The sequence below is a fragment of the Stenotrophomonas thermophila genome (genome assembly GCF_001499715.1).
Lineage (GTDB): Bacteria > Pseudomonadota > Gammaproteobacteria > Xanthomonadales > Xanthomonadaceae > Stenotrophomonas > Stenotrophomonas hibiscicola.
Genome location: NZ_CVIW01000056.1, coordinates 56265 through 76552, shown reverse-complemented (window position 1 = coordinate 76552; position 20288 = coordinate 56265). Strand labels below are relative to the sequence as shown.

Here is a 20288-nt window from a genome sequence, read left to right as displayed (position 1 = left end):
CAGGCCCACCCTGAAACGACGGCCCGGCCGTCCCCGGAAGGATTTCATGCGCATTTACTCGCTGGCGCGTCACCGATCCAATGGTTCATGGCTGTTTTGCCTGACCACTGGTCTGGCAATGTGCCTGACCACTCCAGCAGCAAGTGCAGCCAGCTGGCTCGTCCACGATGTCGCGGAGTTCGCTACCGCCGCCTCGGCGCTGCAGCCCGGCGATGAGATCGTGCTGGCTGACGGCACCTGGACCGACGCCCGGCTGCTGCTGAAGGGCCAGGGCACGGCGGATGCCCCGATCGTGCTGCGCGCGCAGACCGCCGGCAAGGTCATCTTCAGCGGGCGCTCGGACCTGCGCCTGGCGGGGAGCTACCTGCAGGTGTCCAACCTGGTGTTCCGCAGCGGCTATGCGCCGGGTGATGCGGTGGTGGCGTTCCGCGAATCCAGCAAGGCGGTGGCCAGCCACAGCCGGGTGACTGGCCTGGTGATCGACGACTACACCAACCCCGATGCCAGCGACCAGGACTACTGGGTGTCGCTGTATGGCAGCCACAATCGATTGGACCACAGCCAGCTGCGCGGCAAGACCAATGCGGGACCCACAGTCGTGGTGGTGCGCGATGCCACCCAGGGCCTGGACAACCAGCACCGCATCGACCACAACTGGTTCGGGCCGCGCCCGGCGCTGGGCGTCAATGGCGGCGAAACCCTCCGCGTCGGCACCAGCGACAGCTCACTGAGCGATTCCAACACCACGGTGGAGAACAACTGGTTCGAAGGCTGCGACGGCGAGACCGAGATCATCAGCAACAAGTCCGGCGGCAACACCTACCGCGGCAACGTGTTCTTCCGTTCGGCCGGCGCGCTGACCCTGCGCCATGGCAACGGCAACCGGGTGATCGACAACGTCTTCCTCGGCGATGACAAGGCCGGCACCGGCGGCGTGCGCATCATCAACGCCGACCAGACCGTCAGCAACAATTACTTCGAGCGGCTGGTCGGGTCCAGCAACCGGTCGGCGCTGGCGGTGATGGATGGGCAGGCCAATCCGCCGCTGTCCGGTTATGCGCCGGTGATCAATGCGACGATCAGCCGCAACACCTTCGTGGACGTGGCGAAGATCAGTTTCGGCGTCGGCCATGATGAGGCGAAGGGCATCGTGGTGGCCGCCAGCAACAGCCGCTTCACCGGCAACCTGATCGTCAACCGCGACAACCGGAATCCGCCCACTGCCGCCAGTTCGCTGGCCGGCATCGACTTCAGCGGCAACGTGCAGTCGCCGGCAGCCAGCGCCGTGTTCCCGGGGGGCATAGAGGGCCGTGGCGTCAGCCTGCAGCAGGCTGCCAGCGGACTGTGGGTGGCCACGTCTGCCCTGCCCGCCGTGGGCGCCGATCCTGCCCTGGCGATGACCGCGCGCGAGGCGACCGGCGTCGCCTGGTATCCCAAGGTGGGCGAAGTTGCCCTGTCACGCACCCGCAATGGAGTTGATCGATGAGGTTGCAGCCGCTGTTCGTTTCCTTGGCTTTGGCCGCCCCCTTCGCCCTGCTGCCGAGCGCATCGCTGTTCGCAGCCCCCACTGCTGCCGTGCGACAGGCCGAAGCCGCGCCGGTGCTGGTCACCGCCGCACAATGGCAGCAGATGGCCAGCGAAGGCCGCCGCTACCCGTGGTTTGCCAAAGAGCAGGCACGCACCGAGGCAACGCTGAAGAAGATGATGAAGGCCGGTATCGACGTGCCGGTACCCAAGGACAAGGGCGGCGGGCGCACCCATGAACAGCACAAGCGCAACTACCAGGCGCTGCTGGCGGCGGGCACGCTGTACCGGCTGACCGGCGACAGGGCCTACGTGGACTATGCGCGCGACATGCTGTTGCAGTATGCCCAGCTCTACCCGACGCTGGGCCCGCACCCGGAAGGCCGTGGGCAGATCCCCGGGCGCGTGTTCTGGCAGGTGCTCAACGATTCGGTATGGCTGGTCAACGCCATCCAGGGCTACGACGCGATCCGTGACACGCTGTCCGCCGAGGACCGCGACACCATAGAATCGAAGGTGTTCCGGCCAATGGCCGAGTTCCTCGTCAGCGAGCCGAAGAACTACGACCAGATCCACAACCACGCCACCTGGGCGGTGGCCGCCACCGGCATGACCGGCTACGTGCTGCGCGACCCTGAGCTGGTGGAGAAATCCCTGCGCGGCAGCCGGAAGGACGATCAATTCGGCTTTCTTCGGCAGATCGACCTGCTGTTCTCGCCCGATGGTTACTACGAGGAAGGCCCCTACTACCAGCGCTATGCACTGGCGCCGTTCCTGCTGTTCGCCAATGCCATCGAACGCAACGAACCGCAGCGGAAGATCTTCGCGCGCCGCGACGGCGTGCTGTTGAAGGCCGTGGATGTGCTGGTGCAGTCCAGCTACAACGGCTTGTTCTTCCCGATCAACGACGCCATCCTGGACAAGGGCATCGACACCGAAGAGCTGGTGGCCGGCATCGGCATCGCCTACGCGCGTACCGGTGATGACCGCCTGCTGTCCGTAGCCCAGCAGCAGAAGCGCCTGCTGTTGTCGCCCGAAGGGCTGAAGGTGGCGCAGGCGCTGGCGGCGAACAAGACCAGGCCCTTCGACTATCGGCCGATGCTGCTGCGCGATGGCCCCGACGGCGATCGCGGCGGCCTGGCGATCCTGCGCATGAACGGCGAGCGCGGCCAGGCGCTGGTCCAGAAGGACACCATGCAGGGCATGGGCCACGGCCACTTCGACAAGCTCAACTGGCTGTTCTACGACAACGGCAACCCGGTGGTGACCGATTACGGCGCCGCCCGCTTCCTCAACGTGGAAGCCAAGCGCGGCGGCATCTACCTGGCCGAGAACCGCAGCTGGGCCAAGCAGACCGTGGCGCACAACACCCTGGTGGTGGACGAGCAGAGCCACTTCAAGGGCGACTGGAAACGCGGCGAGGAACACGCGCCGCACGTGCGCTTCTTCCAGGCCGATGCCGATACCCAGATTGCCTCGGCAACGATGCGCGACGCCTACCCCGGCGTGGTGTTCACGCGCACCCAGGCGCTGCTGCGCCATCCCGACCTGGGCCTGCCGGTCGCGCTGGACCTGCTGCAGGTGCACGGCGGCAAGGCCGCGCGCTACGACCTGCCGCTGCACTTCAACGGCCACATCGTCACCACCGGCTTCGAAGCCGAACACTTCCCCGCCCAGCGCCCGGTGCTGGGCAAGGACAACGGCTACCAGCACCTGTGGCTGGATGCACGCAGCAAGCCCGGCAGCGAGCCGCGGTCGCTGGCATGGCTGCTGGACGGGCGCTTCTACACCTACCGCTTCGGCAGCAGTGCGCCGGCACAGGCGCTGCTGGTGGAAAGCGGCGCGAACGATCCGGAATTCAACCTGCGCCGCGAACCGGCCCTGCTGCAGCGCGTGGACGGACAGAAGGACGTGACCTTCTTCAGCGTGCTGGAGCCGCACGGCGAGTACAACGGCACCGCCGAATACGTGCACGGCGCGGACAGCCGCATCAGGGACATCGTGCGCAGCCGGGGCAACGATGCCGAGGTGATCGAGCTGCGCCTGGCCAGCGGTGCACGCATCGCCCTCGGCGTGGCCGACGACAGCAGCGCCAAGGGCGAGCACAGCGTGAGCGTGGACGGCCATGCCTACCGCTGGAGCGGCAGCCATGCACGCATGGACCGCAGCAAGGTTGACGGCAAATGAACGGCCCTGCGGTGGTGGCCAACCTGCGCAAGGTGCCGGTACGGTCGGCCGTGCGCTGGCTGATCGTGGGCCTGATCGCCGTGGCCACGGTGATCAACTACATCGACCGCAACGCACTGGCGGTAATGTGGCCGGAAATCGCCAGGGAAGTGGGCGCGACCAAGGATGACTACGCCCTGCTGGTGACGGTGTTCATGCTGTTCTACGCCGCTGGCCAGTTCCTGTTCGGGCGCCTGTTCGACATGATCGGCACGCGCCTGGGTTTCGCCCTGTCGATCAGCGTGTGGTCGATCTCCATCGCCCTGCACGCGATCACCCATTCGATGCTCTCCTTCAGCCTGGTGCGGGCGATGCTCGGCATCAGCGAAGCCGGGGCGTGGCCGGGCGCGGTCAAGGCCAATGCCGAGTGGTTCCCGGCGCGCGAGCGCGCATTGGCGCAAGGCGTGTTCAACGCCGGCGCGTCGATCGGCGCGATCGTTTCCGCGCCGGCCATCGCCGGCCTCTACCTGTGGCTGGGCTGGCGCGGTACCTTCGTGCTGGTCGGTGCCATAGGTTTCCTGTGGCTGCTGCCGTGGCTGTTTGTCTACCGCGCCGGGCCGGACAAACACCCATGGGTGAGCGATGCCGAGCGCCGGCTGATCCAGGAAGACCAGGCCGGGCAACAGGCGGTGGTGGCGCCGAAGGCCAGCGTACGTTCGCTGCTGGCCCATCGGCAGAGCTGGGGCATGCTCGCCTGCCGCTTCCTGCTCGACCCGATCTGGTGGTTGTTCGTGTCCTGGCTGCCGATCTATCTGGCTGAAACCTTCGGCTTCGACATCAAGCAGATCGGCCTGTTCGCCTGGGTGCCGTTTGTCGGCGCGATGCTGGGCAGCCTCAGCGGCGGCTGGCTATCCGGGCGGATGATCCGCGCCGGGCACAGCGTGGACCGCGCCCGCAAGCTGGCCATCACGCTGGGCTGCGTGGTCATGGCTCCTGCCCTGCTGGGTGCCGTGCTGGCCAACCAGCCGCTGCTTGCCGTGCTGGCCATCGCCGCGGTGCTGTTCGGCTTCCAGGTGGCCATCGGCAACATCCAGACCCTGCCGGGCGACCTGTTCGACGGCCGCTCGGTGGGCACGCTGGCAGGCCTGGGTGGCCTGGCCGCCGTGGCCGGCACCTTGATCACCACCTGGCTGGTGCCGGTGCTGACCCGCCACTCCTATGCCCCGATCTTCATCCTCGTTGCCACCCTGGTGCCGCTGTCGCTGGCCGCGCTGTGGTGGTGGACCGGACCTATCCACAAGCTCGACCGCCGCGGCAGTTGAGCCTGCATCTCTCTTCAATTCCCCCGCAAACCAAGGAGTTTTCCGCATGTCGTTCCAGGACAAGGTGGCCATTGTCACCGGCGGTGGCCGCGATATCGGTCGCGCCGTTTCGATCAAGCTGGCTGCCGCCGGTGCACGCGTCTGCATCAACTACGCCAATGATGAAGCCAGTGCCCAGGAAACGCTGGCACAGATCCGTGCGGCCGGTGGCCAGGCCATCGTGCACCGTGCCGACGTCACCGACGCCACGGCCGTCGCCGGCCTGGTCGCTGCGGCACAGGCCGCGTTCGGCGAGCGCATCGACCTGCTGGTGAACGTGGCCGGTGGCATGGTGCAGCGCCGGCCGCTGGCCGACATCGACCCGGCGTTCTTCCACACCGTGATGGACCTGAACCTCACCTCGACCTACCTGACCACGCACGCGGTGGTGCCGCACATGCGCGAAGGCGCAGCCATCGTCAACTTCGCCTCGCAGGCAGGTCGTGATGGTGGCGGCCCGGGCGCATCGATCTACGCCACCGCCAAGGCGGCGGTGATGACCTTCACCCGCGCCATGGCCAAGGAGCTGGGGCCGAAGGGTATCCGTGTGAACGCACTGTGCTGCGGCATGATCGCCACCCGCTTCCACGATGAATTCACCAAGCCGGAAGTACGCACGGCCGTTGCCGGCGCCACCCCGTTGCGCCGCCAGGGTGCGCCGGACGAAGCCGCTGACGCCGCTGTATTCCTGGCCTCGGATGCGGCGGCGTTCATTACCGGTGCGAATCTGGACGTCAACGGCGGCACCTACTTCTCCTGACTGGAATCCTGCCCATGCAGCGCTGGACACTTCTGTTTTCATTGACGCTCTGCTCCGCCATAACGGCGCCCGCTGCGTGGGCCGCACCCGTGTGGGTCACTGCCTGGACGGCCGCGCCCGCGCCCGACCGCAAGGACGGAACGTCCGATGCGCCGGTTCAGTTCGCCGCGCAGACCGTGCGCCAGGACATGCGTATCGGCAGCCGTGGCGATGCGCTGCGGCTGCGCATCAGCAACGAGCTCGGCACGGCGCCGCTGCGGGTCGAGGACCTGCGCGTGGAAGTGAAGGACGGCAAGGCCGCACCGCTGCCGGTAACGGTGGATGGCCGCGCGGTCATCGAGGTGCCGGTCGGAGCCGCGCTGCTGAGCGACCCGGTACGGATGCCGGTGGCGGCGCTGCAGGAAATCAGCGTGAGTGCCTATTTCCCGCAGCCCACCCGCCCCGCCGTGCGCCGCACCGAGCTGCGGGTCGCAGATGGCAGGCAGACAGCCGTCGCCGACAGCGTGCGGCTGAGCTACCAGCAGAACGTGTTCTCGGCAGTGATGGTGCAGCGTGATGATCGTCCCCAGGTAATCGTGGCGCTGGGCGATTCCATCACGGAAGGCGCCACCGCACGCCGCGGCACCTTCAACCAGTGGCCGGAGCGATTGGCGCAGCGCCTGCAGCAGGCCTGCCCGAACCGGTTCGTGGTACTCAACCAGGGCATCAGCGGCAACAAGCTGCTTGACCATGGCCGCAGCCACAGTGCGCTGTCACGATTGGATCGCGATGTGATCGCGGTGGCCGACGCCGATCAGGTGATCCTGTTCGAAGGCATCAATGACATACGCCACGGCGGTGGCGCGCAGCCGCTGCCTGGACGCAGTGCGGCGGACATGCTGCTGGGCTACCAGCAGGTCGCAGCGCGGCTGCATGCGCACGGCATCCGCGCCTGGCTGGGCACGCTGACTCCGTTCGGCGGCTCCGAGCGCTACGAGCCCGTGTCGGCAGCCACCCGCATCACGATCAACCAGTGGGCACGCGGAGGGAAGACCGGGTTCGATGGCATCATCGATTTCGACGCCGCGCTGCGTGACCCGAAGGCAGCCGAATCGCTGCCCAACGAGATCACCCGCGACCATCTGCATCCCAACGATGAAGGCTACCGGCGCATGGCCGATGCCATCGATCTGCGCATGCTGGGCTGCACTACCCCCGAGTGAGAGAGAACCGATGAGCCACGTCGTTTGTTTCGGTGAGTTGCTGCTGCGCCTGGGCGCGCCCGGTCGTGAACTGCTCCTGCAGACGCCGCAGCTGCAGGTTCATGTGGGAGGTGCCGAGGCCAATGTGGCGGTCTCGCTGGCCAGCCTGGGCCACGATGTGCAGATGGTCAGCACGGTACCCGGTAACGCGCTGGGCCGGCATGCCGCGGCCGAGCTGCGGCGGCATGGCGTGGGCGTGGCCGCCGTGCGTGAAGTGGAGGGTGACCGCATGGGCCTGTACTTCCTGGCGACCGGTGCGGTGCAGCGCGCCAGTGAAGTGGTGTATGACCGGGCCGGTTCTGCATTCGCAAACAGCAGCGCCGAGGATCATGCGTGGCCCGCCGTGCTGTCCGGCGCGCACCTGCTGCATGTCTCGGGCGTCAGCCCGGCGCTGGGCGCCAACGTGGCCGAGTCGGTGCTGGGTGCCGTGCGTGCGGCTCGCACGGCCGGTGTGCAGGTGTCCTTCGACGGCAATTATCGTCCCTCACTGTGGCGACGCTGGGATGGCGACGCAGCGGCGATCCTGCGCGAGGTCTTCGCAGAGGCCGACATTGTCTTTGCCGATCATCGGGACATCGAACTGGTGCTGGGGCTGCACTTCCCGCAGGACGATGCGGTCGCCCGAACCGAGGCCGCTGCGGCCGCTGCCTTTGCCGCGTTCCCGCACCTGCGGTGGCTGGCCTGCACCCAGCGCGAGGTGATCAGCGCCGACCATCACGTGCTCGGCGCGCTGCTGCTGGGGCGCGATGGAACCCGCGCGCAGGCTCCTCCGAGGCCGCTGCCCGGCATCGTTGATCGCATCGGCGGTGGCGATGCCTTTGCCGCCGGCATCCTGCACGGATTGCTGTCCGGGCTGGACGCAGAAAGCACCGTGCGCTTCGGACTGGCCGCGGGCGCGTTGAAGCACGCCATTCCCGGCGACTTCAGCCCTGCCCGCGAAGCTGAAGTCCGGGCACTGATGGAGAGCCACCCGTTCGACGTTCGTCGCTGATCTCCCCCCGGGAGAATCCCGCTAGAATCCAACGGGCGCTGGAATCGCGCAGGGATCGCCCATGGATTACACCGGATACACGCGCAAGTTTCCCAACAACCGCCCGCTGAATGCGTTTGAACGCGAGCACCGCCTGCTGCAGAAGAAGCGGCTGGATGTCGTGCCGTTGGCGCAGCTGTGCGTGGTGAAGATGAATTCGAACGGCCTGGTTTCGGTGGATCGCTGGTTCGCCGCGCGTGGCTTTGCAGCCCTGCTGGGCGCGATCGGCATTGCCTTCGGGCTGGGCGGCATGCTGATGCTGCTCTGGTTGCTGGTCGTGAACAGGCTACCCAACGAAAACGGCCTGTGGGAGGCGATATTCATCGGCATGGCGATGCTGGCCGCCTTCACTGCAGCGAGCATCTGGGTGGCTTGCCTCGAGCTGTTCCGCTGGACCTACTATCCGATCGCGCTCGATCGCAAGCACCGGCAGATACACGTGCTCCGGCTGGATGGCACCACCCTCAGCGTGCCCTGGGACCGGGTCTATTTCACGCTTGGCCGCGGAACCGGAACCTTCGGATGGTACAACTGGGATGTCCGCGGACTGATCCTGGACGCGGATGGCGTGACAGTACGGGAGACGTTCGCGTTCTGCATCGCGACCTCCCGCATCGAGAACGCGCATGCCCACTGGGAGTTCCTGCGGCGCTACATGGAAGAAGGACCGGCAGCCGTCGTGGACGCGGTGCACTACTGCATGCCGCTGGACGGCAAGCGCGAGAGCTTCGCGTCCGGCAAGGAGCGCATCTTCGCCGAAGACGCGCGCCTCCCGGGTTTCATGTGGCTCACGATGCTGCCACTCAACTACCTGCACACGATCATGCGCTGGGTGGTGATGCAGACCAGCAGGATTCCGCGGTTTCCACCGGACATCGAGGCGCGCCTGACACCGGACGCCGGTGATCCCTGTGTCCGCGACGCTTCGATGAATCCACCGGACCTGCGCTGACCCATCAGTGCAAAGGCAGCTTCAGTACCGACGGCGCGTTCGCCGGTGAACTGAAGGTTACCGTGCCACCCAACTGGCTGATGCCCGCATAACGCAGGTCCACCGTGTCCACCACCAGGGTCAGGCGACTGCCGGCCGGCACCTCCCAGCTGCTGGCCTCCAGCCGCAGGTCAATGGTCTTCGCCTGCCCCGGCGTGGCACCCCGCAGCGTATAGGGCTTGTGACTGATCAGCTGGCCATTGCCCAGCACGTCCTCGGCATAGAGATAGGCATACAACGTGGTGTCGGCGCGGCTTGGCGTGACCGTCATCCGCACTTCCGGCGCGCCATCCAGACGGCGCGCACTCCAGTAGATCGGCCCTTGCCAGACTCCCGCGGCGTTGCGTCCGACGAACGGCACATACGCGCCCGGTGGCAGGTTGATCATCTGCAGCGCGCCGGACGCCATCACCACGCCGGAGTTGGCAGCCGTCAGCAGGCCGCTGCCGATGCGGTAGCTCCAGCCGGTGCCGCCACCGTTCGCCACCAGTCCACCGGTGGGCTGTAACAGCCCGCTCGGCGCGGTCAGCCCGTAGCTGACCACACCCGTCCGGGTAGCCTGCCAGTCTGGATAGTGGCTCCAGCTGCCCTTCTGCGACTTCAGCTGCACCGTCGCCTGGCGGTCGATGCCATTGGTCACCCCCTTCAGGTAGTGGTCGAACCAGTCGCCCGCTGCGGCATACACCTCATTGGGAATACCGAAAGCGCCAAGGGCCTCGTTGAGGGCGTGGTCGCCATGGCGCAGCTGCAGCTGCTTGGGACCCTTCAAACGGTTGAAGAAGTCCACCAGCTGGCCCGGCGGGAACAGGCTATCGTTGAAGGCGTTGGCCAGGAATACCGCTGGCTGGTTGGCGTTGATCTCATCGATGCTGGACCCGGGGCTGCGCTGCGCCGCCACCGGCAACAGCGAGTCCACCGCGCCCTGGTAGTTGCCGACCAGCACATTGCGATTGATGGTGGACAGCTCCGGTCCCGGGCGACCGGTGGCCAGGCCCGCGGCAACCAGCAGCGCGATGCCCTGCGCGCTGGGCGTGTCGTTGCTGTACAGCGAGGCCTGCAGGTCGGCCCAGCCGCTCAGTGCGGCCACTGCCTTGATGCGCGGATCGCGTGCCGCCGCCAGCAGACTGGTGCCGGCCCCATAGGAGATGCCCGATACGCCGATTCGTGACCGGTCGGCGCGGGTATTGTCCAGCGCCCAGTCAATCAGTGCACTGACGTCCTCGACCGTGGCCGGCCCGGCGATGTCGATGCTGCCGCCGGATTCCCAGAAGCCACGCGAGCTGTAGCTGATGACCACATAGCCGCGCCGGGCCAGTGACTGCGCCACGCCCACGTACTCCACGCTGGGCACGGCCCAGCTGCTGGGCATCACCAGCAGCGGATACCGCCCGCTGCCGGCGTCCTGCGGTTCGATGACGAAGGCCCCGAGAGGCGTTCCATCCCAGCTGGGAATGGTGCGATGGGTGGTCTTGACCGTGGCCGCCCAGGCGGTGGGCGCCAGCCCGGTCAGCAGGATCAACAGCAGCACTACCTTGCGCATCGTGGTCTCTCCCCGTCGGTGGTGGTGCAACGGATCGGACCGTACCAGTGCGAATGGTGGGTGGCACCTTGCGACGCAGCATGGCGTTTGCTGCATTGTCGAAGGCTTGGATCGATGCTATGACGGGGTACTTCCCAAGGATGGACGGATACCATGAGGCCCCGGCCACTCTCACTTGCCGCCCTGATGCTGGGTGCAGTCGGCCCCGTGTCTGCGGAAGGACCCGCGCTGTCCGACGTCGCCGCCGGCGCAGTTTTTGAAGAGGCGGAAGCGCTGTGCCAGGCCGACAACGGTCGACTCTGGGGAGCGTCGCTGTGTGGGCCGATGATGCTGGTAGACCGGACCAGTCGACGGGTCACGGCATCCCATGCAGATGCACAGGGCCGCCTGCAGGTACGTGGAAAGGTCTTCGTCGGCCAGCTTCCGCCGGACGCGATCATCGCCAACACCGCCGTCGAATGGTCCGGCACCCGCTGGACGCAGCTGCTCTGGCCGCTGCCACAGGACGAAAGCCGGCGACGCACGCTGCTGGCCCACGAGATGTTCCATCGCCTGCAACCCGCATTGTCGATCGAAACGCCGGCAGAAGGCGGCAATGAGCACCTCGACACGCTCGAAGGTCGCTATTGGCTGCAGCTGGAATGGCGTGCACTTGCCGCCGCACTGTCCGCAACCGACCCCGGCGCACAGCGCTACGCGATGAACGATGCGCTCGCGTTCCGTGCTGAGCGTTACCGTCACTTCCCAGCCGCCTCCCGGGACGAGGCCGCGCTGGAGTTGAATGAAGGCCTGGCCGAGTACACCGGCGTTCTCGTCGGCAATCCAACTCGCGCTGCGCGCATCGAAGCTGCACTTCATGACCTTCGCGCCCATGTGGGTGATCGCAGCTTCGTCCGTTCGTTCGCCTACGCGACCGGCCCGGCCTATGGCCTGCTGCTGGACCAGGTTGCGCCCGGATGGCATCGCAATCTTGTCCACCCCGCCCGGGATCTCGGTTCACTTCTGGCAGAGCGCACGCACACCACTCCACTCACCGACGAAGCTGCACTGCTCACCACAGCAGCGCGTTATGACGGGCCTGCGCTGCGCGAAACGGAAGTGCAGCGGGAACAGCAGCGCCTTGCGCAGCTTGAACGCAACCAGGCCCGCTTTGTAACCGGCCCGGTACTGCGGCTGGATCTTCGCAGCATGCGCATCCAGTTCGACCCAGGCAACATGCAGCCGTTGCCTGGCAGCGGCACGGTGTATCCCACGATGCGGCTGAGCGACGTATGGGGAACGTTGACGGTCACCGACGGAGCGTTGATGCAGAACGACTGGAAGGCCGTGTTCGTGCAGGCGCCTGCATCGGGCGAACTGCCCCTGCAGGATCATGGATGGACGCTGAGCCTGGCGCCCGGATGGTCGCTGGTACCTGGAGCGCGCCGCGGCGACTACGTGTTGCGGGCACAGCCCTGAGCCTGGTGGCGAAGGGGACCGCCCCGCCCTAGCACGCGCGCATGTCACCCACGCGCCGTGTGATCTGACACCTCTCCAGTGCTTGCGGGCGGTCACAGCTTCGTCTTTTCGTCGTTGACCGAAACGCGACAGCTTGTGACGCTTACGACACCGCAAGGCCTGCATGGCCCCACCCGTGCGGTCACGTCCCACCGCAATCCGTAGCACCCGACTCCGCAACGTCTCCACATGACCTCGCTCCGGCACGGTCGTGGCGGACGGCTGCGCCCTGAACTTCTGCTGGAGAACCGCAATGCGCCTTGCAAGCTTCTTCTTCGCGTTCGTCCTCAGTGCCTTCGCCAGCGCTGCCCAAGCCCAGGTCGTCACCCTCAACAAGGGCGGCTTCGTGCTCACCTACGATTGCAGCATCCACAGCGCCACCCGCTACGAATACACCCTGACCGCCGACACCGGCTCGGCTGCCCGGCCGTCCAGCTTCTACAAGGACCCCGACCTGCCGGCAGGCTGCCTCGGCCAGACCAGCACCGCCTCCTACGCCAGCATCAAGTCCGGCTATGACCGGGGGCATCTGGTGACGTCCAACCACATGGACTACAACGCGACCTACATCCGCCGCGCCAACTACATGACCAACATCGTTCCGCAGGTCTCCAGCTTCAACCAGGGCATCTGGGTGAAGGCCGAGAACGTGGCCGAGTGCTACCGTGACATCGCACCGGTGGATGTCTATGGTGGCGTGGTCTACGGCGACGCCTCCAACGACTATTTCCTTTCCAGCCACGGCATCCCGACGCCGGAGTTCTTCTGGAAGACGATCATCACCCGTGATCCGAACACTGGCACGGCCAAGGCGATCAGCTGGATCATTCCCAACGAAGCCAATCTGGGCAGCCTCGACAGCTACCTGGTGACCATCGCCGATCTGGAGGAGCTGTTGGGTGCGAGCTACGTTGCGATCAACGCACCGGACTCGCTGAAGAACATGCTGCCGGCCAGCACCTGGCCGCAGCCAGCGGGGTGTGATCTGGGCTGACCGGTCTGCCGGGAATGGGTGGCACCCGGTCCGGGTGCCACGCAGGGATGGCTGTGGGAAAATGGCGGGCAATTGCACCACCGCATTGCCCCCTGGAGCTGTAGATGTCCTGTTTCCCCTTCGATGCCGTGCTGTTCGACTGCGACGGCGTACTCGTCGATTCCGAGCCGCTGGTCGCCCGCGTTCTCTCGGAAATGCTGACCGCACGCGGCTGGCCGCTGACCCCGGCGCAGGCGGGTGAAGTCTTCCTCGGACAGTCCGTGGCCCATCTGGCAGGGCTGATCGCAGAGCGCACCGGCAAACCGTTCACCGAGGAATGGCTGGAGGAGTTCCGCCAGCAGCGCAACCGGGCGCTGGAACGGGATCTGGAGCCGATCCGGGGGGCGCCCGAGGCCGTGCGTGCGATCGCCGCAGCGACCGGTGGCCGCATTGCCTGCGCTTCCGGTGCCGACCTGCACAAGGTGAAGCTGCAGCTGGGCAAGGTCGGCATCCTTGATGCCTTCGGTGCCCATGTGTTCAGTGGCCAGGACATGCCGCGCACCAAGCCGCACCCGGACGTGTACCTGGCTGCAGCTGCAGCGCTGGGCGCCGACCCGACGCGCTGTGCAGTGATCGAGGACACCGTCACCGGTGCCACCGCGGGCGTTGCCGCAGGCGCCACCGTGTTCGGCTTCAGTGAGGGTGGCCCGCACCACAGTACGCCGGAAGCCCTGCGTGCTGCGGGTGCAAAGGTGATTTTCCAGCGCATGGACCAGCTGCCGGGCCTGCTTGCCGCCTACGCGGTGGACGCCGTCGCCTGACCCTGCTCAGCCCGCGGTGCCCAGTGCGGCGCTGCGGCGCTTTCCGGCGTAGTGCAGCGCGAACAGGTACAGGCCGGTGAACAGTTGCAGGAACAGCGGCGGCAGCGGCGAATAGGTGATCCACGCTGCAGGTTCGCCCTGCCCCAGCCCGCGAACGGCGAAGTTGGCGATCACCGCCAGGGTGAACACGATCGAGGTCCAACGATGCACGGGCCGTGCCCAGCCACCGCGGCTCATTGCCGGCGCCTCGCTTCGGAACGGGCTTCGATCATCTTCCAACCATTGCCTGATGGGTCACGGAATCCGGCGTCGACGGCGCCATAGCGCTCGATCGGCTCCTGGGTGAATTCCACGCCCTGTGCCAGCCATTGCGTGTAGCGCGCCTGGCAGTCATCCACGACCAGCACCAGCGGCGGCATCGCCCCCTTGGCCACCAGCTGCTGCAGCGCCTGCGCGGTGGCAGCATCATGGGTCGGTGGCCCCGGCACGAACAGGCCCAGCTGGAAGCCGTCCTGGCCGGGGCTGCGCACGGTCAGCCAGCGATAGTTGCCATTGCGTACGTCGGTGTGTACTTCGAAGCCAAGCGTGCCGACGTAGAACGCGAGTGCTTCATCCTGGTCGCGCACATACAGGCCGACCGTGTTCACAGTGTTTGTCATGGGACCTCCCTCAGGTGGGGCCCACGTTAGCAACGGCCTGGCGGCGGCGCTTCTCCAAAACTGCGATCTTCAGGTCCGGGCGCTGCGCGGCGCGAGCATGGCATTCCGGCACGCTGGCCGACGCCGCCCGGGTTGCACGCTCACGCTCACGAACATTGCCCGGGCTGTCACCGGTGATGTCACGGAAGATGCGGCCGAAGGTGCCCAGGCTGCTCCACCCGGTCTGCGCAGCGATTTCGGTGACCGGCAACTCGGTGTCACGCAACATCGCCACGGCCCGTTCGATGCGCCGGCTGAGGAGATAGCGGTGCGGTGGCAGCCCGAAGGCCTGCTTGAACGAGCGGGCGAAGTGCGCCGGCGACACCGCACTGACCTCGGCCAGGCGCGCGACCGGCCATTCCTCATGGCTGGCGCGGTCCATCCGGTCCTTGGCACGCAGCAGGCGCCGCAGCAGTTCGGGGCTCTGGTTCATGGCATCACCGCCTGGGCCAGATAGTGGCGTGCCGCATGCCGCGCCTCAGCGGCCTGCTCGACCAGCCAGTCACGCAATGCAATGACCTTGGCGCTGCCATTCCGCGCCGTGGGTGCCACGAACCAGAAACTGCGACCGTCGCTGGCGACACCCGGATGCGCCTGCACCAGCCGCCCGCTGTCCAGCTCGGCCTGGAAAAGGATCGGCGAACCGATGGCGATGCCTTGCCCTGCAATCGCGGCGCCGACATCCAGATGCTCGACGGCAAAGGGCGCGACGAAAGTCTCCGGTGCCGGTGGTGGAATGTGCCCGTGCGCGGCAAACCACAGGGCCCACCAGTCCGGCCGCCCGAGCAGGGGAATCTCCAGCGCGCCGCTGCCCAGCCCACGCGCCTCGTGCAGCAGCGCCGGCGCACACAACGGGGCAAAAATGCTGGGGAACAACGGCGTGGCCCGCAGCCCGGGCCACTCACCATTCCCGTTGCGGATGGCGGCATCGAAGTGACCGGCGGCCAGATCCTGCGGCTTTGCTGACAGATCCAGCTCCAGCACGAACTGCCGGTGGCGGGCGCGGAAGCTGCCCAGGCGCGGCGTCAACCAGCTGGTCCCCAGTGTTGGCAATACAGACAGGCGCAGTCGCGAGGCATCGATGTCCGCAGCGCGCATGAAACTGGCACGAAGCGCGTCGAAGGCCCGGGTGGCCTCCTGCGCGACGCTGGCACCTGCCACCGTCAATTCCACATGCTGTGCGTGGCGCAGGAACAGGCAGGTACCGGTCTGGGCCTCCAGCCGCCGCACGTGGTAGCTCACCGATGCCGCACTGGTGTCGAGCTCCTCGGCGGCGCGCGCGAAACTGCCCAGCCTTGCCGCCGCCTCGAAGGCACGGATTGCGGCAAGCGATGGCAGCTGGCGTTGGGTGACCATAAGTGTGGCTTAGCCTGAGCCCCGATATCTGCGTGGTCAATCCCCCTGGTACGCGCAACGATGGAGGCACCTTCGACAGGGGATCACGCACATGGATCGACGGCAGTTCCTGGCCACCCTGGCCGCCGCAGCGGCATCTACGGCGCCGCCCTCCGGGTGGGCCCTGCCCAGCCACAGCGAAGACTGGAAATGGTTGCAGGGCAACTGGCAGGTCCGGCACCGACGCCTGAAGGAGCGCTTGGTCGGCGATACCCGTTGGGAGTCCTTCACCGGTTCCAGCGCGGTCTGGCTCACCCTGGGCGGACTCGGCACCATCGATGACAACGTCATGGCGCTGCCTTCGGGCCCCTACAGGGGCCTGGGCGTGCGTGCATTCGATCCGGTGTATTCCACGTGGTCGATCTGGTGGATCGATGGCCGCAATCCTGCCCATATCGAAGCCCCTGTGCGCGGCGCTTTCAAGGGCGATGCCGGCAGCTTCCGCGGCACCGACCGGATCGACGGGCGCCCCATCGAGGTCTGGTTCCGTTGGCATGACATCCACGGCGAGGAGCCGTGGTGGGAACAGGCGTTCTCCGACGATGCCGGTGCGCACTGGGAAGTGAACTGGCGCAACTGGTTCCGCCGCACTGCTGCGGTCCCCTCTCCTCTTCCGAAGCTGCCGGATGCACCGGGCGATTTTGATTTCCTGGTGGGCCATTGGAACGTGCGCCATCGTCGCCTGCGCGCTCGGCTGGCAGGCAGCGATGCATGGGACGCGTTCAACGGCACCCTGCGCAACTGGCCGGTCCTGGGAGGATTCGGCAACGTGGGTGACAACTTGATGGACATGCCTGGAGCGCCGCTGCGAGGCATGGGCATCCGCGCCTGGAATGCGGCGGAGCGGCACTGGCTGAGCTGGTGGCTGGATGGCCGGGAGCCAACCCGGATCGGCCCGCCACTGCGCGGAGGTTTCCAGGCCGGTGTCGGCCGCTTCTTTGGCGAAGACCAGCACGACGGTCGAACAATCCAGACACGGGTGATCTGGTCACACATCACCCCGCGTTCGGCGCGCTGGGAACAGGCGGCCTCGACCGATGGTGGACGCAGTTGGGAAACCAACTGGGTCAGCGACTTCGAGCGACAGGCATGAAGGCGCTGCTGGCCGTGATGCTGCTGGTTGCTGCGTCGCCTCCCGCGTCGCCATCCAGGGTGCTGCGGATCGTCGGCCCCGCCGAGCGCTTTGCCCCGGGCGTTGCATCCACGCAATACGACGAGATTCGACTGACCTTGAGCCCGGACGGAAAAACCGCACTGTGGTTCAGCCGCAACCGGCCCGGCGGGCCGGGTGGGTATGACATCTGGGTCTCCCGCAACGATGGGCAGCGCTGGCGGCCGGCGATGCCGGTGCCGTTCAACTCGCCGGGGCGCGACTTCGATCCCGCTTTTTCCGCCGATGGCCGCGTGGTGTATTTCTGTTCGGATCGCGCAGGCGGCCTGGGCGGCGACGATCTGTACCGGGTCAGCATTGGGAGCGACGGTCGATTCGGGAAGCCGGTCAATCTTGGCCCGGCAGTGAACAGCGCGGCCGATGAATTCGCGCCGATGCTCTCGCCGGACGCAGCCACGCTGCTGTTCTCCAGCGATCGCGCAGGCGGTGCGGGTGGCCATGACCTCTACGTCGCAGCGATGGTCCGTGACATGGCGCAGCCGGCACGGCCGCTGCCGGGAGACCTCAATACCGCAGCGCAGGAGTTCGACGCCACCTTCCTGGGCGACGGCCGGACGCTGGTGTTTGCCCGCGCCCTGGACTTCGGCAGTGCACCGGTACGCCAGTTCATCGCCTACGAGCGTGGAGGCCGTTATGACGCGGGCCTTGCATTGCCCTCCCCCTTGAACGAGGCCTCCGGCGACAGCTACGGCGCGATGCTGGATGGCTCGCAACCCGACACCTTGACCTATTCGGCGCGGCGCGCGGACGGTGCAGGGTTGGACCTGTACCGCATCCGCTTTCGGATGATGCGCCCTTGAAGGCAGATGTTGTCGATTTTCCGCGCCCCGGTTCGTCGAGAGGATGACTACCCCAGGAGAAAACGCAGATGGCCTCACACCAGTCCCTTGCCTGCGCCTGCGGCCAGGTACGCCTGACCGCCACGGGCCAACCGATTGCCACCGTCGAATGCTGCTGCGACAGCTGCCGCAAGGCCGGCGCCATGCTGCAGTCGATGCCCCGAGCACCGGACGTGCTGGGCCCGCACGGCCAGACGCTCTTCGTAATGCACCGCAAGGATCGCGTCAGCATCGATGCCGGGCATGCCATGCTGCGTGCCTTGCGATTGTCCAGCAGGGGGGCAGCCGCCGCGTGCTGGCCGGCTGCTGCAATACGCCGCTCTTCCTGGAGTTCAGCGGCGGCCATTGGCTGAGCCTGTATGGCCTGTTGTGGCCGGCGTCGGCAAGACCCGTCGTGGAGATGCGGACGATGGTCAGTGATCTTCCTGACCCGTCTGTCCTTCCGGACGATGTGCCGAACCTGAAGACCCACTCGCTGCGGTTCTACGCCCGCCTGATGAAGGCGTGGATCGCCGTGGGCTTCCGCAGCCCGCGCATCGAAGTCGCGGGAGATACCCATGTCTGAGCCCGAGCGGATCGAGATCGAGAGCATCACCACGCCCGGGCACATCCAGCGCGTGGATCGGGCCAAGTATCTCGCCATGCGCCACGCCTTGCTGCGGGCCCTGCCTGCGCAACCGCCCGGCCTGACCATTGCGCAGGCAAAACAGGCACTGCTGCCACATCTGCCCGCCACCCTGTTCCCGGCAGGTGCCACCGCTGGCTGGTGGTTGAAGGCCGTGCAGCTGGACCTGGAAGCCAAGGGCGTGATCGAGCGCGTCGCGGGCAAGCCGTTGCGCCTGTTCAAGCACCTCGCGGCCGGCTGATCAGCGCTGCGCAGGCAGCTCCAGCCGGTGCTTGCGGCACAGGCGATACACCGTCACCCGCGATATCTGCATCTGCCGCGCACACTCGGAGACGTTGTAGCCGGTCTGGCGCAGGGTCTGCAGCAGCACATCGCGCTCGGCCTGCCCCCGTGCATCGTGCAGCAACGCCGCGGGCAGGACCGCTGCCGATGCGCCCAGCTCCAGGTCACGCTCACTGATCAGCTCGCCTTCGGCCATGATCGCTGCACGCTGCACACGGTTCAGCAGTTCGCGTACGTTGCCGGGCCAGTCGAAGCGCCGCATCGCCTGCAGTGCGGCCGGTGCGAAGCCGCGTGCACGCACGCTGTGGCGCAACCGGAAGCAGCGCAGGAAGTGCTCGGCCAGCAGCTGCACGTCGGCACCGCGCTCGCGCAGCGGTGGCATCAGCAGGCGCAGCACGTTCAGGCGGTAGTAGAGATCGCTGCGGAACCGCCCCTGCGCCACCGCGTGTTCCAGTTCGACGTGGGTCGCGGCAAGTACCCGCACGTCCGCGCGCAGTGGCTGGCTGCTGCCCACGCGCTCGAAGGTTCCCTCCTGCAACACACGCAGCAGACTGGTCTGTGCCTCTGCCGGCAGATCGCCCACCTCATCAAGAAACACCGTTCCGCCATGGGCCGATTCGAACACGCCGATCTGCCGCTTGTCGGCACCGGTGAACGAGCCACGTTCGTGGCCGAACAGCTCCGACTGCACCAGGTTGGCCGGAATCGCACCGCAGTTCACTGCAATGAAAGGCCTGCCGGCACGCCCCGACAGCGCATGCAGCGCGTGTGCGGCCAGTTCCTTGCCGGTACCGGTTTCACCTGTGACCAGCACCGGCAGCTCCACCGGCGCAAACTTGTGCAGCACCGTGCGCACCGCATGCAACGCGGCGCTTTCGCCAATCAGCGCGTGCGGTCCGTGCCCACTGCAGGTTGCGTCGACAGGCGGATCATCCGCGTCGAACTGCTGGCGCATTGCGCAGACCAGGTCCTGCAGGCCGAACGGCAGCGTGAAGCGCGCGCAGCATCGCTGCAGCAACGGCAGCCAAGCCGGCGATGTGGGTCCGGCACCCGGTGGCAGTACCGCCAGCCAGGGTAGATGCTGGTGCTGCTCGATCCACGGCGCCAGCAGCTGCAGCGCGACCGCATCGAGATGGCGCAGATCGAGCACGGCGAGCAATCGGTCGCGCCCGCGCAAGCCAATCGCCATGGCGGGATCGGGATGGATGCTGCGCACATGCCAGCCCGCTGCCGCCAGCGCACTGCGCTCGTTCGCCAACGGCTCGCCAAACCAGAGCACGCAACGTGACGTAGAAGCCTCCGGGACCGCTGCCATGCTTCCCCCAGCATCCGGACACCGTCGGCGGACTGTCAGGCAATCACCGGCGTGCCGCC

Annotated in this window: 21 protein-coding genes; 15 read left to right on the top strand and 6 right to left on the bottom strand. The window is 66.9% G+C overall.

The window, feature by feature from the left end:
* Positions 1-46 precede the first annotated feature (46 nt).
* From BN1263_RS17340 to BN1263_RS17310, 7 genes are all read left to right on the top strand, one after another.
* Positions 47-1486, top strand: a complete 1440-nt coding sequence (locus BN1263_RS17340; RefSeq protein ID WP_058982919.1) for a polysaccharide lyase 6 family protein — start codon at positions 47-49, stop codon at positions 1484-1486.
* Entirely contained in the window at positions 1483-3711 is a 2229-nt protein-coding gene (locus BN1263_RS17335) for an oligoalginate lyase (RefSeq protein WP_058982917.1), read from the top strand. The genes BN1263_RS17340 and BN1263_RS17335 overlap by 4 nt, the downstream gene beginning before the upstream one ends.
* Entirely contained in the window at positions 3708-5012 is a 1305-nt protein-coding gene (locus BN1263_RS17330) for an MFS transporter (protein WP_058982915.1), read from the top strand. Before BN1263_RS17335 ends, BN1263_RS17330 begins: the two co-directional genes overlap by 4 nt.
* 46 nt (positions 5013-5058) lie before the next feature.
* Entirely contained in the window at positions 5059-5811 is a 753-nt protein-coding gene (locus tag BN1263_RS17325; protein ID WP_021202372.1) for an SDR family NAD(P)-dependent oxidoreductase, read from the top strand.
* 14 nt (positions 5812-5825) lie between these two features.
* Complete coding sequence (locus BN1263_RS17320; RefSeq protein ID WP_058982913.1) at positions 5826-7013, top strand: GDSL-type esterase/lipase family protein; 1188 nt, start codon at positions 5826-5828, stop codon at positions 7011-7013.
* Positions 7014-7023: 10 nt separating this feature from the next.
* Positions 7024-8043 carry a sugar kinase gene (locus tag BN1263_RS17315; protein ID WP_058982911.1) on the top strand — a complete coding sequence of 340 codons (1020 nt, stop codon included), beginning with the start codon at positions 7024-7026 and terminating at the stop codon, positions 8041-8043.
* Positions 8044-8203: 160 nt separating this feature from the next.
* A complete protein-coding gene (locus tag BN1263_RS17310; RefSeq protein WP_260832993.1) occupies positions 8204-9034 on the top strand; it encodes a DUF6708 domain-containing protein in 831 nt (276 codons plus the stop codon).
* 4 nt (positions 9035-9038) lie between these two features.
* On the opposite strand, the gene BN1263_RS17305 is transcribed toward BN1263_RS17310, so the two are convergent.
* Positions 9039-10613: a S15 peptidase family protein gene (locus BN1263_RS17305; protein ID WP_058982908.1), complete on the bottom strand. Its 1575-nt coding sequence runs from the start codon at positions 10611-10613 to the stop codon at positions 9039-9041.
* Positions 10614-10799: 186 nt separating this feature from the next.
* Between BN1263_RS17305 and BN1263_RS17300 the strand changes: the two genes are divergently transcribed.
* The 3 genes from BN1263_RS17300 (at position 10800) to BN1263_RS17290 (ending at position 13904) form a co-directional block, all read left to right on the top strand.
* A complete protein-coding gene (locus BN1263_RS17300) occupies positions 10800-12071 on the top strand; it encodes a hypothetical protein (RefSeq protein WP_251101871.1) in 1272 nt (423 codons plus the stop codon).
* 292 nt (positions 12072-12363) lie between these two features.
* The gene (locus BN1263_RS17295; protein ID WP_058982902.1) at positions 12364-13104 is read left to right on the top strand and encodes a DNA/RNA non-specific endonuclease; all 741 of its coding nucleotides are present in this window, start codon (positions 12364-12366) and stop codon (positions 13102-13104) included.
* A 104-nt stretch (positions 13105-13208) separates the two neighbouring features.
* A complete protein-coding gene (locus BN1263_RS17290; protein ID WP_058982900.1) occupies positions 13209-13904 on the top strand; it encodes an HAD family hydrolase in 696 nt (231 codons plus the stop codon).
* 6 nt (positions 13905-13910) lie between these two features.
* Here the strand turns inward: BN1263_RS17290 and BN1263_RS17285 are convergent, their stop codons facing one another.
* From BN1263_RS17285 to BN1263_RS17270, 4 genes are read right to left on the bottom strand one after another with little or no spacing between them, the layout of a single operon-like run.
* A complete protein-coding gene (locus BN1263_RS17285) occupies positions 13911-14141 on the bottom strand; it encodes a hypothetical protein (RefSeq protein ID WP_033834252.1) in 231 nt (76 codons plus the stop codon).
* Positions 14138-14563: a VOC family protein gene (locus BN1263_RS17280; RefSeq protein WP_058982898.1), complete on the bottom strand. Its 426-nt coding sequence runs from the start codon at positions 14561-14563 to the stop codon at positions 14138-14140. Before BN1263_RS17280 ends, BN1263_RS17285 begins: the two co-directional genes overlap by 4 nt.
* A gap of 10 nt (positions 14564-14573) precedes the next feature.
* A complete protein-coding gene (locus BN1263_RS17275) occupies positions 14574-15035 on the bottom strand; it encodes a helix-turn-helix domain-containing protein (protein ID WP_058982896.1) in 462 nt (153 codons plus the stop codon).
* A complete protein-coding gene (locus tag BN1263_RS17270; protein WP_058982894.1) occupies positions 15032-15958 on the bottom strand; it encodes a LysR substrate-binding domain-containing protein in 927 nt (308 codons plus the stop codon). Before BN1263_RS17270 ends, BN1263_RS17275 begins: the two co-directional genes overlap by 4 nt.
* Positions 15959-16049: 91 nt before the next feature.
* Between BN1263_RS17270 and BN1263_RS17265 the strand changes: the two genes are divergently transcribed.
* The 5 genes from BN1263_RS17265 to BN1263_RS17250 all read left to right on the top strand — a co-directional run bounded on the left by BN1263_RS17265 (position 16050) and on the right by BN1263_RS17250 (position 18873).
* Positions 16050-17090, top strand: a complete 1041-nt coding sequence (locus BN1263_RS17265) for a hypothetical protein (protein WP_058982892.1) — start codon at positions 16050-16052, stop codon at positions 17088-17090.
* Entirely contained in the window at positions 17087-17968 is an 882-nt protein-coding gene (locus BN1263_RS17260) for a TolB family protein (protein ID WP_058982890.1), read from the top strand. The genes BN1263_RS17265 and BN1263_RS17260 overlap by 4 nt, the downstream gene beginning before the upstream one ends.
* A 68-nt stretch (positions 17969-18036) precedes the next feature.
* Positions 18037-18360: a GFA family protein gene (locus BN1263_RS21035; protein WP_448226391.1), complete on the top strand. Its 324-nt coding sequence runs from the start codon at positions 18037-18039 to the stop codon at positions 18358-18360.
* Complete coding sequence (locus tag BN1263_RS20950) at positions 18300-18572, top strand: GFA family protein (protein ID WP_260832991.1); 273 nt, start codon at positions 18300-18302, stop codon at positions 18570-18572. The genes BN1263_RS21035 and BN1263_RS20950 overlap by 61 nt, the downstream gene beginning before the upstream one ends.
* Positions 18565-18873 carry a DUF6958 family protein gene (locus BN1263_RS17250; protein WP_058982887.1) on the top strand — a complete coding sequence of 103 codons (309 nt, stop codon included), beginning with the start codon at positions 18565-18567 and terminating at the stop codon, positions 18871-18873. Before BN1263_RS20950 ends, BN1263_RS17250 begins: the two co-directional genes overlap by 8 nt.
* Here the strand turns inward: BN1263_RS17250 and BN1263_RS17245 are convergent, their stop codons facing one another.
* Positions 18874-20229 carry a sigma-54 dependent transcriptional regulator gene (locus tag BN1263_RS17245; protein ID WP_058982885.1) on the bottom strand — a complete coding sequence of 452 codons (1356 nt, stop codon included), beginning with the start codon at positions 20227-20229 and terminating at the stop codon, positions 18874-18876.
* Between the last annotated feature and the right edge of the window lie 59 nt (positions 20230-20288).

Coding starts and splice junctions, on each gene's coding strand:
- BN1263_RS17340 (WP_058982919.1), top strand. CDS start 47: ATGCGCATTTACTCGCTGGCGCGTCACCGATCCAATGGTTCATGGCTG.
- BN1263_RS17335 (WP_058982917.1), top strand. CDS start 1,483: ATGAGGTTGCAGCCGCTGTTCGTTTCCTTGGCTTTGGCCGCCCCCTTC.
- BN1263_RS17330 (WP_058982915.1), top strand. CDS start 3,708: ATGAACGGCCCTGCGGTGGTGGCCAACCTGCGCAAGGTGCCGGTACGG.
- BN1263_RS17325 (WP_021202372.1), top strand. CDS start 5,059: ATGTCGTTCCAGGACAAGGTGGCCATTGTCACCGGCGGTGGCCGCGAT.
- BN1263_RS17320 (WP_058982913.1), top strand. CDS start 5,826: ATGCAGCGCTGGACACTTCTGTTTTCATTGACGCTCTGCTCCGCCATA.
- BN1263_RS17315 (WP_058982911.1), top strand. CDS start 7,024: ATGAGCCACGTCGTTTGTTTCGGTGAGTTGCTGCTGCGCCTGGGCGCG.
- BN1263_RS17305 (WP_058982908.1), bottom strand. CDS start 10,613: ATGCGCAAGGTAGTGCTGCTGTTGATCCTGCTGACCGGGCTGGCGCCC.
- BN1263_RS17300 (WP_251101871.1), top strand. CDS start 10,800: ATGCTGGGTGCAGTCGGCCCCGTGTCTGCGGAAGGACCCGCGCTGTCC.
- BN1263_RS17295 (WP_058982902.1), top strand. CDS start 12,364: ATGCGCCTTGCAAGCTTCTTCTTCGCGTTCGTCCTCAGTGCCTTCGCC.
- BN1263_RS17290 (WP_058982900.1), top strand. CDS start 13,209: ATGTCCTGTTTCCCCTTCGATGCCGTGCTGTTCGACTGCGACGGCGTA.
- BN1263_RS17285 (WP_033834252.1), bottom strand. CDS start 14,141: ATGAGCCGCGGTGGCTGGGCACGGCCCGTGCATCGTTGGACCTCGATC.
- BN1263_RS17280 (WP_058982898.1), bottom strand. CDS start 14,563: ATGACAAACACTGTGAACACGGTCGGCCTGTATGTGCGCGACCAGGAT.
- BN1263_RS17275 (WP_058982896.1), bottom strand. CDS start 15,035: ATGAACCAGAGCCCCGAACTGCTGCGGCGCCTGCTGCGTGCCAAGGAC.
- BN1263_RS17270 (WP_058982894.1), bottom strand. CDS start 15,958: ATGGTCACCCAACGCCAGCTGCCATCGCTTGCCGCAATCCGTGCCTTC.
- BN1263_RS17265 (WP_058982892.1), top strand. CDS start 16,050: ATGGATCGACGGCAGTTCCTGGCCACCCTGGCCGCCGCAGCGGCATCT.
- BN1263_RS17260 (WP_058982890.1), top strand. CDS start 17,087: ATGAAGGCGCTGCTGGCCGTGATGCTGCTGGTTGCTGCGTCGCCTCCC.
- BN1263_RS21035 (WP_448226391.1), top strand. CDS start 18,037: ATGGCCTCACACCAGTCCCTTGCCTGCGCCTGCGGCCAGGTACGCCTG.
- BN1263_RS17250 (WP_058982887.1), top strand. CDS start 18,565: ATGTCTGAGCCCGAGCGGATCGAGATCGAGAGCATCACCACGCCCGGG.
- BN1263_RS17245 (WP_058982885.1), bottom strand. CDS start 20,229: ATGGCAGCGGTCCCGGAGGCTTCTACGTCACGTTGCGTGCTCTGGTTT.